We start from the raw sequence: 17220 nt of genomic DNA, 5'->3' as shown, positions 1-17220 counted from the left end.
CGCATGTCGGTCCACGCACTGTTCAACCCGCGCTCGATCGCCCTGGTCGGCGCCACCGACAAGTCGGGCTGGTCGGTCAGCACCCTGCTCAACCTGCGTACGCACGGATTCCCCGGGCCGGTGCACCTGGTGAACCCGCGCGGCGGCGTGGTGCACGGGCAGCCCGCCCACCGCAGCCTCACCGAGATCCCCGAGCCCGTCGACCTCGCGTACGTCATGGTGCCGACCCCGGCGGTGCTCGGCGTGCTCAAGGAGGGCGCCAAGCTCGGCATCCGCGACTACGTGGTGCTGACGGCGGGCTTCGGCGAGTCGGGCGAGGAGGGCGCGCGGATGGAGGCCGAGGTCGCCGGCTTCGCCCGCGAGCACGGCCTGACCGTCCTCGGGCCCAACGGCAACGGCTACATCAACGCCGCCGCCGGGATCACCCCGTACGGGCTGCCCATCCCCGAGCCGCTGCTGCGCGGCTCGGTCGGCGTGGTGCTGCAGAGCGGCGCGCTGGCCAGCTCGGTGCTGGGCTTCGCGCTGGCCCGCAACGTCGGCGTCAGCCTGCTCACCTCGATGGGCAACGAGTCGGTCGTCACGGTCACCGACGTGGTCGACTACCTCGTGGACGATCCGGCGACCAAGGTGATCGCGCTGTTCCTGGAGACGATCAGGAACCCGGCCGAGTTCTCCCGGGTGGCGCGGCGGGCACTGGAGGCCGGCAAGCCCATCGTGGCGCTGAAGATCGGGCGCAGCACGCTGGCCTCGCGTACCGCGCAGGCCCACACGGGCGCGCTCGTCGGCGACGACGACGTCATCGACGCCGCCCTGCGGCAGCTCGGCGTGATCCGGGTGCGCTCGCTGGAGGATCTGATCATCACGGCCGGGCTGCTGGCCGCGACCGGGCCGCTGCCCGGCCGGCGGGTCGGCGTCGTGACGCCCTCCGGCGGCGCGTCGGAGATCATCGCCGACCGGGCCGAGGACGAAGGCTTGGAGCTGCCGGCGTTCGCGCCGGAGACCGTGGCCAAGCTGGCCGAGATCGTGCCGTCGTTCGGCACCGTGCAGAACCCGCTCGACGTCACCGGCTACGTCCTCATCGACCGGACGCTGCTGGGGCGGGCGCTGGAGGTGGTCACCGCCGATCCCGGCATCGACGTGGTGCTGCTGCTGTCCGAGCCGCCCAAGGTCGCGCCGCCCGACCCGGCGCCGGTCTTCGCGCTGTACGCGGCGAGCGCGCGGCGCATCGCCGAGTCGCCGGTGCCGGTCGTCGTGGTGAGCAACGTGCTGACGGACGTCACGGAGTTCGGGCGGCAGGTGCAGCGGGAGACCGGCTATCCGTACGTGGCGGGCGGGATCGAGCACGGCCTCCAGGCCATCGCGGCCGCGGTCCGCTGGTCCGAGACCCGGGAGCACGCCCTGTCCCGGCCCGCCGCGGCTCCGCCCGCCACCGTGGCCGTTCCTGAAGGGGCGGCCGGGGTGTGGGCCGAGCACCGGGCCGCCGCCCTGCTGGCCTCGGCCGGGCTGCCCGTCGTGCCGTCGGCGCTCGCCCGGACCGCGGACGAGGCCGTCGCGGCGGCCGAGAGCTTCGGCTATCCCGTCGTGCTCAAGGTGGCCGCCGAAGGGCTCGGCCACAAGAGCGACATCGGCGGGGTCCGACTGGACGTACGGGACGCCGCCGCGGTCGGGCGGATCCACGGCGAGCTCATGGCCGCGGTGCCCGACGCGGACGGGGTGCTCGTGCAGCCGCAGCGCGGCGGCGGGATCGAGCTGCTGGTCGGGATCGTCCGCGATCCCGCCTGGGGGCTGACGCTCGCCGTCGGGCTCGGCGGGGTGTGGGTCGAGGTGCTGCGGGACGCGGCGCTGCGCGTGCTGCCGGTGGACGCCGCCGAGGTCCGCCGGGCGCTGTCGGAGCTGCGCGGCGCGGCGTTGCTGCAGGGGGCTCGGGGCGCCGAGCCCGCCGATCTCGACGCGGTGGCCGAGGTGGTGGCGCGGATCGCGGCGTTCGCCGAGAGCCTCGGAGAACGGCTGGAGTCCCTGGAGATCAACCCGCTCCTCGTCACCGGCTCCCGCGTCGAGGCCCTGGACGCACTGGTCACCTGGCGCGACTGATCCCACGCCGACGCCTGCCGGCCGGGGGCTTGCGGTCCCCGGCCGGCTCGGCGCGTCAGGGCAGGCGGTTGGCGAGGACGAGGGTCGCGGCCGAGGCGAACATGCCGCCGTTGCCCAGCACCACGCTCACCTCCACGCCTGACACCTGGGCCGCCGCCTCGCCGCGGAGCTGGCGCACCGCCTCCTGGATGGCGAACATGCCGTACATGCCGGTGTGCGTGTAGGACAGGCCGCCGCCGTTGGTGTTCATGGGCAGCCGGCCGCCTGGCGAGGTGTGGCCCTCGGCGATGAACGCCCCCGCCTCGCCCCGGCCCACGAACCCGAGATCCTCCAGGCCGTAGATCGGCACGTGGGCGAAGGCGTCGTACACCATGAGGTGGTCGACGTCCTCGTGCGTGATCTTGGCCTCGGCGAACGCCGCCTCCCCCGACAGCCGGAACGCCTTCGAGGTGGTGAAGTCCTCCATCTGCGAGATGATCGGCGACTCCGCCGACTCGCCCGAGCCCAGCAGGTGGACCGGGGAGCGTCGGGCGCGCTCGGCGGAGGTGACGACCAGGGCGCCGCCGCCGTCCGTGACCAGGCAACATTCCAGCAGGTGGAACGGGTAGGCCACCATCCGCGAGGCGAACACGTCCTCGACCGTGATGAGATCGCGGAACATCGCCCGCGGGTTGAGGTGCGACCAGCGCCGCTGCGCCACCGCCACCTCGGCCAGCTGCTCGTGGGTGAGGCCGGTCTCCTTCATGTAGCGCAACGCGGTGATGGTGAACGACGTGGGCGGCCCGACCACGCCGTACGGCACCTCGAACTGACCCAGCAGCGAGTCCGGCCCCATGCCGAACCGGCCGGCCCCGACCCGCGAGCGGCCCGACTCGCCGTGCGTGATGAGCACGGTGTGGCACAGCCCGGCGCGGATGGCCGCCGCCGCGTGCCGTACGTGGAACAGGAACGACGAGCCGCCCACGCCCGTGCCGTCGAGCCAGGCGGGGGTGATGCCGAGGGCGTGGGCCACCTGGATCGGGCCGGGCGTGCCGACCGTGGCGACGCCGTCGATGTCGTCCTTGGTCAGCCCCGCGTCGGCGAGCGCGTTGCGGGCGGCCTCCAGGTGGAGCTGGAGGGTCGAATGGTTCGGAAGGCGGCCGACCTCGTCGGTCTCGGCGGCGCCGGCGATCACGACGTTCATCGGGCGCCTCCAGCGTCCGTGGCGGCGGGCTCGAAGAGGGGCACCGACACCTCGCCGCGCCGCTCGAACACCACCCGCAGCTCCATGTCCAGCGGCAGGTTCTCGGGGACGTTCTCGACGCCCACGATGTTGGTCATCATGCGTACGCCCTCCTCCAGCTCGACGACCGCGATGGCGTACGGTCCTTCGTCCTCGAAGCCGAGGGCGGGGCGGTGGTTGATCACGTACGAGTAGAGGGTCGCGCGGCCGCTGGCCCGGACCCATTCGACCTGGTCACTGCCGCAATGGGGGCAGCTCGGCCGCGGGTAGAAGTAGTGGCGCGCGCACGTCTGGCAGCGCTGGATCCTGAGCTCTCCCGCGGCCGTGCCGTCCCAGAACGGCTGGGTGTCGGGTGTGGGCTTAGGTGCCGGCTTCATCGGCCTCCCCAATCTGGTTCTAGAATCTCACTCTAAATCTGGCGAGACCAGAGAGGGAAGACCCGCGAGGCCGGATCAGGGACTGGGGATGCCGTTGCCGTTGCGGCCGCGCCCGGCGAGCACCTCCTCCAGGCTCGGCCGCGGCTCGTTCGGGTCGCGGAAGCCCGGCTGGGCGAGCTGGATCAGCACCCCCTGCGCCTCCTTGGGGTGCAGGAACACCTCCTGCCAGCGCGCGTCGGCCCGGTTGAGCCCGTGCAGGCGGAAGCCACGGGCGGCGAGCCGGGCGACGGCCGCGTCCAGGTCGTTGACGTGGAAGTTCAGGTGGTGGACGCCGCCGCGGCCCCGGGTGAGCTCGAAGAAGCTGTCGAAGAAGGACGAGCCCGCCAGCGGCTCCATCAGCTCGACCTTGCCGCCGTTCGCGTACGTGAGCTGCAGGGTGCGGTAGCCGCTGACCCGGTTGTCGCCCCCGCCGCCCAGATGCCGGCCGCCGAGCAGGTCGCCGTAGATCGGCAGCAGGTCCCTGATGCGCGGCGCGGCCACGGCCGTGTGGTCGAAGATCACCTCAAGGCCGTCGAGTTCCAGGTCCAAGGCGAGACTCCCTTACTCCGTCGAATCCTAGAATTTCATTCTAGCGCGCGGACCGCGACTCACCCTTGACGGAGGCCCGGTGTGAGGAGCAGCATCGCAGAAACCGATTCTAGAGCTAGCTTCTAGAACTAGGCGGGGGTCCAGCCCGATCAGAAAGGCCGTCCATGAGGCTGTCCTACGTCCGCGAGCTCGACGAGTACCCGACCGGCGCCCGGCGCATGAAGATCCTCACCATGGCCGTCCTGGCCATCCTCATCGGCTCCTACGAAGGGCAGATCGCGCCCGTCGTCCCGCTGCTGCTGAAAGACCTGGACATGACGCTGGCCACGTACGGCGCCGTGTCCGGCGCGGCGGCCGTGGCCGGCGCGATCGCCTCCATCCTCGGCGGCCGGCTCACCGACCGGGTGGGGCGGGTGCGGCTGCTCATCCCGCTCATGGCGCTGACCGCCGTGTGCTGCTTCGCCATGACGCTCGTGCACAGCCCACGCGACCTGCTGATCGCCAGGATCGTGCTGGCGTTCGTGGACGGGGTGGCGATGGCCAGCACGGCTCCGCTGATCCGCGACTTCTCCCCGCGGCTCGGCCGGGCGCAGGCGTTCGGGTTCTGGACGTGGGGGCCGGTCGGCGCGAACTTCCTGGCCGCCGCCGTCGCCGGCTGGACCCTGCCGATCTTCAACGACTCCTGGCGCTCGCAGTTCGTCATCATGGGCTGCTTCTCGCTGGTCATCTCCATCGTCATCGCGCTCAACATCGCCGACCTCTCCCCCGAGCTGCGGGCCAGGATCCAGCACACCGAGCGCGCCGCCACCGAGGCCGTGGACGTGACGCGGCCGGTCCGGATCTCGGCGCTGTTCGCCCGGCCCAACATCTGGGCGCACGTCGTCGGCATCTCGCTGTGGCTGGTCCTCTACATCACGCTGTCGCTGTTCGGGCAGACCATGCTGGTCGGCGCCCTCGGCGTGAGCAGCGCGGAGGCGTCCACGATCATGGCGGCGTTCTGGAGCCTCAACCTCATCACGCTCATCATCACCGGCCGCCTGTCGGACCGGCTCCAGCTCCGCAAGCCGTTCACCCTCGGCGGGACGATCGCCGCCGTGCTCGTCACCGCCTTCCTCGCCGTGCTCCTCGGCTCGCCCGGCGTCTCCTCCGGGACGCTCATGGTCGTCGGCGCGTTGCTCGGCGGCTCGCTCGGTGTCGCGTACGCGCCGTGGATGGCGAACTACTCCGAGGACGCCGAGGACGCCGACCCGCGCCTGCAGGGCACCGCGTGGGGCCTGTTCGGCTTCCTGTCCAAGGGCATCGCGGTGGTCGGGCTGCTCGTCATCCCGCGCGTGGTCGAGGCCACCGGCTGGCAGACCTGGCTGTACGTGGCGCTCGGCTGCCTCGTACTGTTCGTCCCCGCGATCCTGATGTTCAACGGCCCCTGGCGGCGTACCGACCGGACCCCCGTCAAGGTGGCGGTGAAGGCGGAAGGCTGACCTGCCTCCTCATGACGGCAGGCGCCGGTCCCGAGGGGGGACCGGCGCCTGCCGCCTTACGTACGACCCGCTTCTAGTCGCGGTGCAGCTTGCGGTACGTCACCCGGTGCGGGCGTGCCGCGTCCGCGCCCAGCCGCTCGATCTTGTTCTTCTCGTAGTCGGCGTAGTTGCCCTCGAACCAGAACCAGTTCGACCCTTCCTCCCACGCCAGGATGTGCGTGGCGATGCGGTCGAGGAACCAACGGTCGTGCGAGGTGATGACCGCGCAGCCCGGGAAGTCGAGCAGCGCGTTCTCCAGCGACGACAGGGTCTCGGTGTCGAGGTCGTTGGTCGGCTCGTCCAGCAGCAGCACGTTGCCGCCCTGCTTGAGGGTGAGCGCCAGGTTGAGCCGGTTGCGCTCGCCGCCCGACAGCACCCCGGCCTTCTTCTGCTGGTCGGGGCCCTTGAACCCGAACGCCGCGATGTAGGCCCGCGACGGCATCTCGACGTTGCCGACCTTGATGTGGTCGAGCCCGTCGGAGACGACCTCCCAGACGTTCTTGTTCGGGTCGATGCCGCCACGGCTCTGGTCCGCGTAGGAGATCTTGACCGTGTCGCCGATCGTGATCGACCCCTTGTCGGGCGTCTCACCGCCGGTGATCATCCGGAACAGCGTGGTCTTGCCGACGCCGTTGGGACCGATGATGCCGACGATGCCGTTGCGCGGCAGGTCGAACGTCAGGCCCTCCATCAGCAGCCGGTCGTCGAAGCCCTTGGTGAGCTCCTCGGCCCTGATGACCGTGGTGCCGAGACGCGGGCCCGGCGGGATCTGGATCTCGTCGAAGTCCAGCTTGCGGTATTTGTCAGCCTCGGCCGCCATCTCCTCGTACCGCTGGAGACGGGCCTTGCTCTTGGTCTGGCGGGCCTTCGGGTTGGAGCGGACCCACTCCAGCTCGTCCTCCAGGCGCTTCTTGCGCTTGACGTCCTTCTGCCCCTCGACCTTGAGGCGCTGCGCCTTCGCCTCCAGGTAGGTCGAGTAGTTGCCCTCGTAGGCGTAGGCCCGGCCGCGGTCGAGCTCCAGGATCCAGTTCGCCACGTTGTCCAGGAAGTAGCGGTCGTGGGTGACGGCCAGCACGGTGCCGGCGTACTTCTCCAGGTGCTGCTCCAGCCACTGCACGCTCTCGGCGTCGAGGTGGTTGGTGGGCTCGTCGAGCAGCAGCAGGTCGGGGGCCTCCAGCAGCAGCTTGCACAGCGCGACCCGGCGGCGCTCACCACCGGACAGCGTGGTGACGTCGGCGTCGGGCGGCGGGCAGCGCAGGGCGTCCATCGCCTGTTCGAGCTGGCTGTCGAGATCCCAGGCGTTGCGGTGCTCCAACTGGTCCTGCAGCTTGCCCATCTCGTCCATCAGCTCGTCGCTGTAGTCGGTGGCCATCTGCTCGGCGATCTCGTTGAAGCGCTGGAGCATCGCCATCGTCTCGGCGACACCCTCCTGCACGTTGCCGAGGACCGTCTTCTCCTCGTTGAGCGGGGGCTCCTGCTGGAGCATGCCCACCGTGAAGCCCGGCATGAGCCGCGCGTCACCGTTGGACGGCTGCTCCAGGCCGGCCATCATCCGGAGCAGCGTGGACTTCCCGGTGCCGTTCGGCCCCAGAACACCGATCTTGGCTCCGGGCAGGAACGACAGCGTGACGTCGTCAAGGACCACCTTGTCGCCGTGCGCCTTACGCACGCGCTGCAGCGTGTAGATGTACTCCGGCATGCCCCCTAGCTTAGGGGCTCCTGACCCAGGCTTCCGCCGCTCCTCCCCACCGCACCCACGCGACCCCCTTCTGGGCCGCCAGGTTCGAGCGTCCCCCTCCAACCGCTCCTCTCAGACCTCCGGCTCAGGAACAGGTTGAACCTGGTGGGCCTGGGGCTGAACCGGAATCGGATACTCACCCTGGATCTGAGACTGGGCCCAGGGCTGAGGCTGAGGCCCGGCTTGCGAGTCGGGATGGAGCCCGAGCCGAGGATGGGACCCGAGACCGAGCTGAGTGGCGAGGTCGGGCCCGGCGTCGAGGTCGGGGCGGGGGCCAGGGGCGAGCTCGGGATCGGATTTGGGCTGGTGCTGCGACCGAGACAGAGCCTGGGAAGGAGACGCATCCAGCGACGGAGACGGAGACAAGGACTGAGGCTGAGGTGGGCTATCGGGGTGCGGAGGAGGAGACTCGGGAAGATGGTGGAGCTCCGGATAGGGCTCGGGGAGAGGGCGGGGCGCCGGCTGGGGCTCGGGGAGGAGATGGGGCTCCGGACGCGACTCGGGGAGAGGGCGGGACTCCGGATAGGGCTCGGGGAGAGGGCAGGGCGCCGGCTGGGGCTCGGGGAGGAGATGGGACTCCGAATGCGACTCGGGGAGGAGGTGGGGCTCCGGATGGGGCTCGGTGGCGGGTGGGGAGCCGGGCTGGGGTTGGATGACGGACACGCAGACGCGGTCGCGGCCCAGCTCCTTGGCTCGGTAGAGGGCCAGGTCGGCGGCGGCCAGCAGCTCGATGAGATCGTCGCCGTGGACGTTCATCAGAGCCACGCCGGTCGAGACGGTGACCCTGATCAGGGTGTCATCGGCGGGGACGGCCAGGTGGCGGATGCGGGTGCGCAGGCGCTCGGCCACGCGACGGGCCTCATGGGAGTCGGCGCCCGGCAGCAGCACCACGAACTCCTCACCACCGAAGCGACCCACCACGTCGTACTCGCGGAGCTGGCCGCGCAACGTGGACGCCACGCCAACGAGCACCTGGTCGCCGGCCAGGTGCCCGTGGGCGTCGTTGACGCGTTTGAAGTGGTCGATGTCGATGATCAGAAGGGCCAGGCTCGCGCCGGTGCGCCGCGCCCGGACGATCTCCATGTCGGCCTCGCGATGCCAGGCGGCGGCGTTGAGCAGCCCGGTCTTGGCGTCCGTACGGGCCGCCGCCTGGAGCTGGGCGTGCAGCAGGCTGCGTTGCAGCAGGACGACAGGCGGCAGGGCGAGCAGGAGCAGGGCCAGGTTGAGCCCGCAGACGATCGCGACGGAGATGCCCAGACACAGCTCGACGATGTCGAGCAGGAGGCTCTCTTTGTCCCAAAGCACCTCGCGCCAGCTCATGTCCGGGTCGGCGGTCAGGGCTGCGATGGCGATGAGGGCGATGTTGAGCAGCGCGAAGAGGACGGCGGCCACGACCGCGAAGATGATCGGCGGCCCGCTGCCCTGCGACAGCAGCCCCGGCTCCGCGACGAAACGATGGAACAGCACCGAAGCCGTACATCCCGCCAGGCCGATGGCGGCCGCGCTGGTGACCCGCCGGTAGAGGACGGTCGCCCGGACCCGTACCTGCAGGAGCGCGTGCAGGACGATCGGCGCGAACAACGCGTAGAGCGGTGGCAGGAGCAGCGCCACCGGCAACCACCAGGCCGACAGCAGGTCGCGTGAGACTCCGGCCGGCACCCCGAGCCGCCGGGTCGCCTCGATGCAGACCGCGCCGCAGCCCATGAGGGCGGCGAAGGTGTACACGTCCGGCCACCGGAACTCCAGTGTTACCGCGAACACCATGATCGCGACGAGGTCGAGAGCGACCATCGCGGCCAGGTAGATCACGAGCGCGCGGCGTTGCCCGAGCAACGGCCAGCGGCCGACCAGTGTTGACACACCGTCGCGAGGCTGGATCGAAGCGTGACTGGTCGCCGCCATCTCGTCTCCTCCCTAACTAACGATGTGTAACACAATAATTGCGGAGTGTGCGTTGTGCGATGGGAACCTATACGTTGGCATGGACCGTGCCTGCTCACTCCGCGAGCGGGCCGTGCCGGAAAGGAGCAGCCATGGTGCGGGGCGTCATCTGGACCTGATAGATGCTCTCTCGGGATCTAATGCTGGTGAACATGCCATCGGCCGCCCTCGGGGTGAAGTAACGGGCCTGGCCGGTGCCCCCCTCCCCCAGCTTTCCCCGCCCATCTCCCCCGCTCCTCCGGCGGCGGTCCCTGCCTGGATGGTCGGTTGCCCGCCTGCCCGGATCAGGGTCACTCACCTGATCCGGGCCAGGGTTACTCACCTGGTCCGGGCCAGGACTGCTCACCTGATCCGAGCCAGGACTCTGCTCGCCTGATCCGAGCCAGAGCTGCTCGCCTGATCCGAGCCAGGACTGCTCGCCTGGTCGGGCGCTCGCCTGGTCCGGGGTGAGGGCGACGATCACAGACTCGCCGCCTTCTGCCGCCGCGGCCCGCTGCTCTCGCGCGGGCCGGCTCACGCCCACTGGGTCAGGCGAACGACTTCGCCCGGCCTGCGCGACCTGGTCCGCTCACCCAGCCGACCAAACGCAGCCAGCCCAACGCATCCGGCCTAACCCGGCCGCCCAACCTAGCCCTCCCAACCCAGCCCGCCAACCCCAGCAGACTCACCCGGCCCGCCCGCCCCGGTCCGTAGGGCGGGGCGGGGCGGGGCGGGGTTGCGTTGGTGTCCTGTTGTTTGCCGGGCTGTTCGTGCGTCGGGGTGTGGCGGTTCGCCTGGGCGGCAGCCGCCGGGTGGCGTAGCGGTGTCGGGGTTATGCTGCCGCTCGGTCCTCCGTCAGGTGGGTGTCAGCGTCGTCGTCCAAGGGTTCGGGCTGCTCCTGGTCGGGGGCGCCGAGGATGCGTACGGTCGGAGAGGAAGCGCGGCCGGGGCGGGTGGCCATGGCCCAGTCCTGGGTTTCCTCGTCGAGGCGGTCGCGCATCTCCTTGCTCATCGAGGTCGTGCCGCCGCCCCGCTCGGGCTTGGTGAAGGCGCCGGTGCCCCAGCGCAGGTCGTGGCCCACGGCGCTGGCCTCGATTTCGGGCATGAAGCGGCGGTCGCCCTCCGGGCCGAACTCGCGGATGCGCAGCCTGCCGGACACCACGACGGGCTGCCCGGCCCGTACGGACGTGGCGACGTTGTCGCCGAGGGCGCGCCAGCAGCGGACCGTGAAGCAGACGCGGTCGCCGTCCGTCCACTGGCCGGTCTTCTTGTCGAAGTAGCGATGTGAGGTGAGGACCCTCAGCGAGGTGACCCTGAGGCCGTCCTCGAAGGTGTATTGCCTGGGCTCTGCTGCGACGTTGCCGGTGAGCGTGACGTAGATGTCGTTCATCCTGTGCCTTCCCCTGCTGCGGGCGGCGGGCGGGGTGCCCGCGGCCTGGTGACAAGGTGCCGTAGACGGCTACGGCCGCGGGCGGGCGAACGGGATTCTGTGGATGGAGGCGTACGGGCGGAGGGCGCACGCCCCCCGTTCACGCCCCCACCCGCGGCCGGGAGGTCAGGCGGACAGGTCGCGCAGGGCCGTGTAGAACGTGTGGTGGCGGGCGAGCTCGCGCTCCACGGGCTCGACGACCATCGTGGCCGACACGGCGGCGACCCGGCGGCGCATCTCGCGTTCGAGGCGTTCGCGCTCCCGCGAGGCCCCCAGCTCCACGAAGTTGCGGGCCGCGATGCCGGACAAAGCGCCCAGCCCCAGCACCGAGGCCATCATGAGGCCCACCCACGGCAGCGTCGCGCTGTCGCCCAGCAGCTCCAGCGACGGCGGCAGCGAGCCCGGCATGAGCAGCCCGGCCGCCAGCCAGACCACGCCCGCCAGGAACGCCGCCACCAGCACGTACTGCCAGATCTTGAGCGCCCACCACCAGCCGGGCACGTGGTCGAGGCGGGGCGCCACCTCCGCCAGGTCCTCGGTCAGCGCCTTGGGCAACTGCTTGGAACGCGACTTCGCCGCCTGCTGTACGGCCGTGCGCCACACGGGGTGCATGTTCATGGACAGACCGTCGGCCAGGGCGTGCACCGCGTTGGCGACCTCGGCCGACTGCGCGCTCACCGAGCCGGTCGTGATCCCGCGGATCTCCTCGCTGACGTCCTCCAGCCGCAGGCTCTTCAGCGGGTCGGCGCGGAACCTGTCGGCCCAGCGCGGGTACGGCCAGCCCACCCACTTGCTGGAACGTTCGGCGTAGACGTTCTCCATGGCCTCGCCCACGGCCGGGACGCCGACCGCGTCGCACAGCGCGTCCGTCAGGCCCATGCGGCGGGCCTCGTCCACGGAGGCGGGCGCGGACAGCGCCTCCCCGAGCGGCATGGTCTCGGCGATGCGCTGCTCCAGCCGCTGCAGGTCGGCCTCCAGCTTCTGGATCGCGGCGCGGCGGCGGGAGACGGCGGTGGCGATGACGCTCTTCAGGCTCTCGACGCCCCGCCCGGTGACCGCCGAGGTCGGCACCACGCTAGGGTGCTCGACGCCCTCGCGGCGCAGCAGGTCGTTGAGGTCGATGAGCAGCTCGGCCAGCTCCTCGGTGTCGAGCTTGTCGGCCTGGTTGAGCGCGAACACGGTGACCGCGTCGTGTCCCGCCAGCTCGGTGACGTAGCGCCGGTGCGTCGAGGCGTCGGCGTACTTCTGCGGGTCGAGCACCCACACGACCAGGTCGGCCAGGCCGATGAGCCGGTCGGCCTCGGTGTCGGTGAGCGCCCTGATCGAGTCGTGGTCGGGCAGGTCGAGCAGGACGAGCCCGTTGAGCTGGGTGTCGCCCTTGTCGAGCGCGCTGGCCCGGGAGAAGCGGTGCCGCCACTGGATCTGCAGCCAGTCGAGCAGCGGCGCCGAGCCCTCCAGCCCCCACACGCAGGCGTGCGTGCGGCCGGTCGTCGGCCGGCGTACGCCCGTCGGCGACAGCTCCAGCCCCGAGATGGCGTTGAACAACGACGACTTGCCGCTGCCCGTGCCGCCCGCGAGGGCGACGACGGTGTGCTCGGAGGAGAGCTTGAGGCGTTCGCCGGCCCGTTGCAGCAGCGCCGTGGCCTCGTCGAGCAGCTTCTTGTCGAGCCGGCCCGCGCCCACCTCGACCACCTTGGTGAGCGCGGTCAGCCGCGCGGCGAGCCCCGGCCTGGGGGTGGTCGTGGTGGTCATCGGGCGACCTCAAGGTTGTACGTCGCCTGGTAGAGGCGGGTCGCGGCGGACTCGTCGGGCACGCCCGCGGAGTCGAGCGCTTGCACGTAACGCATGGCTTCCTCGTCGAACAACATACCGATCCTGGCCCGCAGGTCGCTCAGCGCCTTCGCGCCGATGCCGCGCAGCGACTCGGCGCCGAGCAGGGCGTTGACCAGGCGGTGCGGCACGCCCTCGCCGTTCGCGCCGCTGAACATGGCGACCGTGAAGATCAGGGCCAGCGCGTCGGGGTCGAACGACACGATCTTGGACACCGAGCGCTTGGCCACGCCTTCGGTGCGTACGAGCTCGCCCAGGTGATCCTGCCAGGACGCGATGGCCCGGCCGGCGTTGCGTACGAGCGTGTCGGAGGGGACGTCGAGCCCCTCGCCGAGCTTGCCGCCCAGCTCGGCGCGGTGCCGCCAGCGCGCGACGACCTCGGCGGTCGCGCGGTTGGCGGCGGCGACGATCACCGACTCCAGGCCGGTGCGGATCGCCGCCCTGAACGCGATCACCCGCTCCGGCGCCTGCCTCGCCGCCCGGCCGCGCCGGCGGAGCTGCAGCGAGCGCATGAGGTCGCCCGAACCCGCGAAGTCCTGCCAGCGGGCCAGCACCTCGCCGTGCAGCAGCGAGCCGCTCCTCGCCGCCTTGTCGATGTCGCTCAGCGCGCCGAAGAACGCGGCCTCCACGTCCTTGCGCAGCTCTGCGCGGAACGCGACCTGCGCCTCCAGGTGCTTGGCCAGCGCCGGTACGCGGGTGCGGAAGCTGTCGAGCACGCCGTTCAGCGTCTCGCGGACGGCCTGGGCGCGCCGCTCCTCGTCAACTGACAGCTCGGCCAGCCACAGGCGCAGGTCGGTGACCTCGCTGTCGGGCAGCCTGCCGTCGGTGACCTCCGACTCGTGGATGACGAACCGGTCGATGTCGCCCAGACCATATTCGGTGAGCATGCGGACGAAGTGCTTCAGCACGACGTCCACCGCCTTCGGCTGCACCCGCGACAGCACGATCGCCAGCCGGGCGCCGCGCTCCTTGGCCAGCTTGAGCAGGCTCCAGGCGGGGGCGTCGGCGTAGCGGGCCGCCGTGGTCACGAAGATCCACAGGTCTGCGGCGTCGAGCATGCGGTGCGCGATCTCGTGGTGCTCCTCGACGACCGAGTCGATGTCGGGGGTGTCGAGCAGCGCCACGCCCTGCGGCAGCTTCTCGGTCGCGACCAGGACCAGGCCGTCGTTGGTGCCCGTGCCCGCGCCGCCACCCCGGGTGGCGGTCGGCTCGGGCTGGTCGAGACGCTGTACGGTGCCGAGCAGCTCGCCCTCGGCGAACCACTGGCGGTCGTCCGGATGGCACACCAGGACGGGGGTGCCGGTGGTCGGGCGGCGGATGCCGGTGCGGGAGACGTTGCGCTCGGCGAGACTGTTGACCAGCGTGGACTTGCCCGCGCCGGTGGAGCCGGCCACCACGATCAGGGCGGGGGCCGTGCTGGTGCGGACCCTGGGCAGGACGTAGTTGTCGAGCTGGGCCAGGAGGTCGGTGCGGGCCTGCCTGGCGTCTTTGACGCCGGGGAGGTCCAGGCCGAGGCGGATGTCGGTGATGCTCTCGCGGAGCTGGTCGAGCGCGGTGGTGAGCGCTTCTACGGTCTCCGGGGGGAGGGCTTCGGTACGGGTGCCGTCGGCGGGGGGCTGCTCGTCGGCGGAGGGCTGCTGGTCGGCGGCGGCGTCCTCTCCCTCTTCCTCGGCCTTCTCCGCGTCTTCGTCTTCTTCCTCTCCGTCGTCCTCGCCCTCGTCGAGAGTGGTGGCCTCGGACTGGAGGAAGGTGGTCGCCGCCAAGGTGTCGTCGGCGGGTGCGGCTTCTGCGGAGGGGACGGGGGTGGACTCTTCGTCGTCGGCCGGCTCGCCGGCGGTGCGGGACTCCGTGGACGGAGCGAGATCCGGCGCGGAGTCGTCCGGTTCTGCCGATGGGTCCAGGTCCGGACCGGCGGAGACGTCAGCGTCCCCGGTGGAGGCGGCGTCTGCGGAGGAGTCCTCGCCGGAGGGGGCGGGCTCGGTGGAGAGGTCGGGCTCCGCGGAGGAGGCGAGGTCTGTGGAGGTCTCCGGGTCCTCTGAAGGGCTCAGGTCCTCTGGAGAGCTCGCGTCGTGGTCGGCGGAGGGGTCGGTGGCGGGCGGAAGCGCTTCGACGGCGGGCGGCTCGTCGGCGGAGGGCTTGGCGGCGAGCGTCTGCTCGGCGTCGCCTACCTGGTCAACGTCGCTGAGCTGATCAGCGTCAGTCTGCTGCTCGGCGTCAGTCTGCTGGTCAGCGTCAGTTGGCTGCTCGGCGTCGGTCGGCTGCTCGGGGGCGTACGGGTGCTCGGGGGCGAGGTGGTCGTCGGTGGGTGAGGGGGTTGCGGTGGGGGGCTCGCCGGTGGGTGGGACGCTCAGTGCGGCGGGCCTGGTGAAGAGGGAGGGTTCGCCGGAGGGTGCAGCGGCGGGACGGCCCGGGGTGGCGTCGGTGGCGGGGCGAGCGGGTCTGCTGGGGGCGGACCGGAAAAGGCTCTGGGCGCCGGGGGCAGGCTGGGCGGGGTCCTGAGGGCCGGGGGCGGGTCGGTCCGCTGAGGGGGTGTCCTCTGGGACGGGGGAGGTGCCGGCGGCGGGCTTTCGGGGGGTGAAGAAGTCAATGCGGTCGGCGGGCTTGGCGGGGGCGTCGAACAGGTTGACCTCGCCCGGCGCGCCGTGGCCCTCAGGGGCGCCCGTGGCAGGGTGGCCGGGGAAGGCAGGGCGATTGGGGGACGTGGGGCGACGCCTCGGAAGTGGCTCGTGCGCCTGCTGCGGCTCGCGGCCCTGCTGGGGCTCTCCCACCTGCCGCCGCTCGCCGCCCTGCTGTGGCTCGCGGCCCTGCCGCGGCTGGCGAACGGGCAGCGGCTCGCGGCTCCGCTGCGGCTCGCGAGCGGGCAGTGGCTCCCGACCCTGTTGCGGCTCGCGAGTGGGCAGCGGCTCCCGACCCGCCTGAGGCTCGCGAGCAGGCAGCGGCTCCCGGCCCGGCTGCGGCTCGCGGGCCTGTGGCGGTTCGCCGGCGCGGCGCAGTTCGCGGACGTGCTCAGCCTCGCCGAGCCGCCGCTCGCGGCGCTCCTGAGCGTCACCGGGCCGCCGCTCGCGGCGCTCCTGGGCGTCGCCAGCTCGCCGCTCGCGAGGGTCCTGGGCGTCGCGGGGGCGGCGCGGGTCGCGCGGGGTGTCCTTGGGGTTCTTCTTGGTGTCCCCGGAGGGGGTGAAGGCGTCGAAGGTGTCGTCGTCGCTGATCGAGGGGAAGGACAGCGTCTGCTCCCCCAGCGACTCCGGCCGCCCGTCATCCATGGCCGTGTTCACGGCAGGCGCTCCGCTCGAACCATCTCGACCTCCTGGCCGACCCTGACGACGTCCCCGACGACGACGATCGCCGGCGGTCGTATTCCAGCCGCCGACACGCGGTCGGCCACGGTGGAAAGCGAAGCGACGACCGCCCGCTGCGTCGGAAGGGTACCGTCCTGCACCACCATTACGGGAGTATCCGGCGAACGTCCGTCTCGAACGAGCGTCTCGGCGACCTTCGCCAGCCGCTCGACGGCCATCATGAGCACCAGCGTGCCCTGGGAACGGGCCAGGCCGGGCCAGTCGACGGTGGAGCGCTCGTCGTCGGGCGCCACGTGCACCGATATGACGTGGAACTCCTGGCTGACCCCCCGGTGCGTCACCGGCACGCCGGCCGACGCGGGGACGGCGACGGCGCTGGTGATGCCGGGGACGACGAGCACCGGGATGCCGGCCTCCGCGCAGGCGATCATCTCCTCGCCGCCCCGCCCGAAGACGAACGGGTCGCCGCCCTTGAGCCGGACCACGAACTTCCCCTGTCTGGCGCGGTCCACGAGGATGTCGTTGATCGTCTCCTGGGACAGCGAGCGGCCGTAGGGCACCTTGGCGGCGTCGATCAGCTCGACGTCGGGGGCGAGCTCGTCGAGCAGGGCGCGCGGCGCGAGGCGGTCGGCGACGACCACGTCGGCCTGTGCGAGGAGCTGCCGCCCGCGTACGGTGATGAGCCCCGGATCGCCGGGACCGCCGCCGACGAGGGCGACGCCGACGGGTTTGGTGCGGTTGCGGCGGGCGTCGACGGTGCCGTCGCGCAGTGCCTCGACCACGGCGTCGCGGATGCCGGCGGCCCGTCTGGGGTCGCCGCCCGCGGTGACGGCCACGCTGATCTCGCCGACGCGCCCGCTGGCGGGGGTCCAGGCGGCGGCCGCGTCCTTGTCGTCGGCGCGTACGCACCACACGCGCTTGGCCTCCGCCTCGGCGGCGACCGCGGTGTTGACGGACCTGTCGTCGGTGCACGCCTGGACGAGCCAGGCGCCGTCGCAGTCGCCGACCTCGTAGGGCCGGGCGTGCCAGGTGATCCGTCCGGCGGCGATGAGGTCGTCTAGTGCCGGGGTCACGCTCGGCGAGACGACCGTGACCTCCGCACCGGCCTCCAGGAGCGCGGGCACCCGCCGCTGGGCAACGCGGCCGCCGCCCACGACGAGCACCCGGCGGCCGGAAAGCCGCAGGCCGAGGAGGTAGGGGCCCATGAGGGAA

The 17220-nt window shown here is 71.7% G+C and carries 11 protein-coding genes; 2 read left to right on the top strand and 9 right to left on the bottom strand.

What is annotated here, in order from left to right; all coding sequences use genetic code 11:
- Window positions 1-3: 3 nt before the first annotated feature.
- The gene (locus AC27IY_RS08420; RefSeq protein ID WP_487177605.1) at window positions 4-2091 is read left to right on the top strand and encodes an acetate--CoA ligase family protein; all 2088 of its coding nucleotides are present in this window, start codon (window positions 4-6) and stop codon (window positions 2089-2091) included.
- Window positions 2092-2146: 55 nt separating this feature from the next.
- Here the strand turns inward: AC27IY_RS08420 and AC27IY_RS08415 are convergent, their stop codons facing one another.
- From AC27IY_RS08415 to AC27IY_RS08405, 3 genes are all read right to left on the bottom strand, one after another.
- Entirely contained in the window at window positions 2147-3274 is a 1128-nt protein-coding gene (locus AC27IY_RS08415) for a thiolase C-terminal domain-containing protein (RefSeq protein WP_487177604.1), read from the bottom strand.
- Window positions 3271-3690, bottom strand: coding sequence for a Zn-ribbon domain-containing OB-fold protein (locus AC27IY_RS08410; RefSeq protein WP_487177603.1), 420 nt, complete (start codon window positions 3688-3690; stop codon window positions 3271-3273). Before AC27IY_RS08410 ends, AC27IY_RS08415 begins: the two co-directional genes overlap by 4 nt.
- Before the next feature lie 75 nt (window positions 3691-3765).
- A complete protein-coding gene (locus tag AC27IY_RS08405) occupies window positions 3766-4278 on the bottom strand; it encodes a VOC family protein (RefSeq protein ID WP_487177602.1) in 513 nt (170 codons plus the stop codon).
- 164 nt (window positions 4279-4442) lie between these two features.
- Between AC27IY_RS08405 and AC27IY_RS08400 the strand changes: the two genes are divergently transcribed.
- Entirely contained in the window at window positions 4443-5756 is a 1314-nt protein-coding gene (locus tag AC27IY_RS08400) for an MFS transporter (RefSeq protein ID WP_344207078.1), read from the top strand.
- Between the two features lie 73 nt (window positions 5757-5829).
- Here AC27IY_RS08400 and ettA read toward each other — a convergent pair whose 3' ends face one another.
- The 6 genes from ettA to cobA all read right to left on the bottom strand — a co-directional run bounded on the left by ettA (window position 5830) and on the right by cobA (window position 17213).
- Window positions 5830-7494 (bottom strand): energy-dependent translational throttle protein EttA, encoded by a 1665-nt coding sequence (ettA, locus tag AC27IY_RS08395; protein ID WP_344207077.1) that lies wholly within the window; start codon window positions 7492-7494, stop codon window positions 5830-5832.
- A gap of 111 nt (window positions 7495-7605) precedes the next feature.
- A complete protein-coding gene (locus tag AC27IY_RS08390; protein ID WP_487177601.1) occupies window positions 7606-9393 on the bottom strand; it encodes a diguanylate cyclase in 1788 nt (595 codons plus the stop codon).
- An 892-nt stretch (window positions 9394-10285) separates the two neighbouring features.
- Window positions 10286-10843, bottom strand: a complete 558-nt coding sequence (locus AC27IY_RS08385) for a single-stranded DNA-binding protein (RefSeq protein WP_423445681.1) — start codon at window positions 10841-10843, stop codon at window positions 10286-10288.
- A gap of 165 nt (window positions 10844-11008) precedes the next feature.
- A complete protein-coding gene (locus tag AC27IY_RS08380; RefSeq protein WP_487177600.1) occupies window positions 11009-12634 on the bottom strand; it encodes a GTP-binding protein in 1626 nt (541 codons plus the stop codon).
- A complete protein-coding gene (locus AC27IY_RS08375; protein ID WP_487177599.1) occupies window positions 12631-15984 on the bottom strand; it encodes a dynamin family protein in 3354 nt (1117 codons plus the stop codon). The genes AC27IY_RS08380 and AC27IY_RS08375 overlap by 4 nt, the downstream gene beginning before the upstream one ends.
- Entirely contained in the window at window positions 15981-17213 is a 1233-nt protein-coding gene (gene cobA, locus AC27IY_RS08370; protein ID WP_344207072.1) for a uroporphyrinogen-III C-methyltransferase, read from the bottom strand. The genes AC27IY_RS08375 and cobA overlap by 4 nt, the downstream gene beginning before the upstream one ends.
- Window positions 17214-17220: the final 7 nt, after the last annotated feature.

The sequence above is a fragment of the Nonomuraea sp. B208 genome (genome assembly GCF_057536035.1).
The sequence above is the reverse complement of the archived record's forward strand: the minus strand, read 5'-3'. Positions and strand labels throughout refer to the sequence as shown.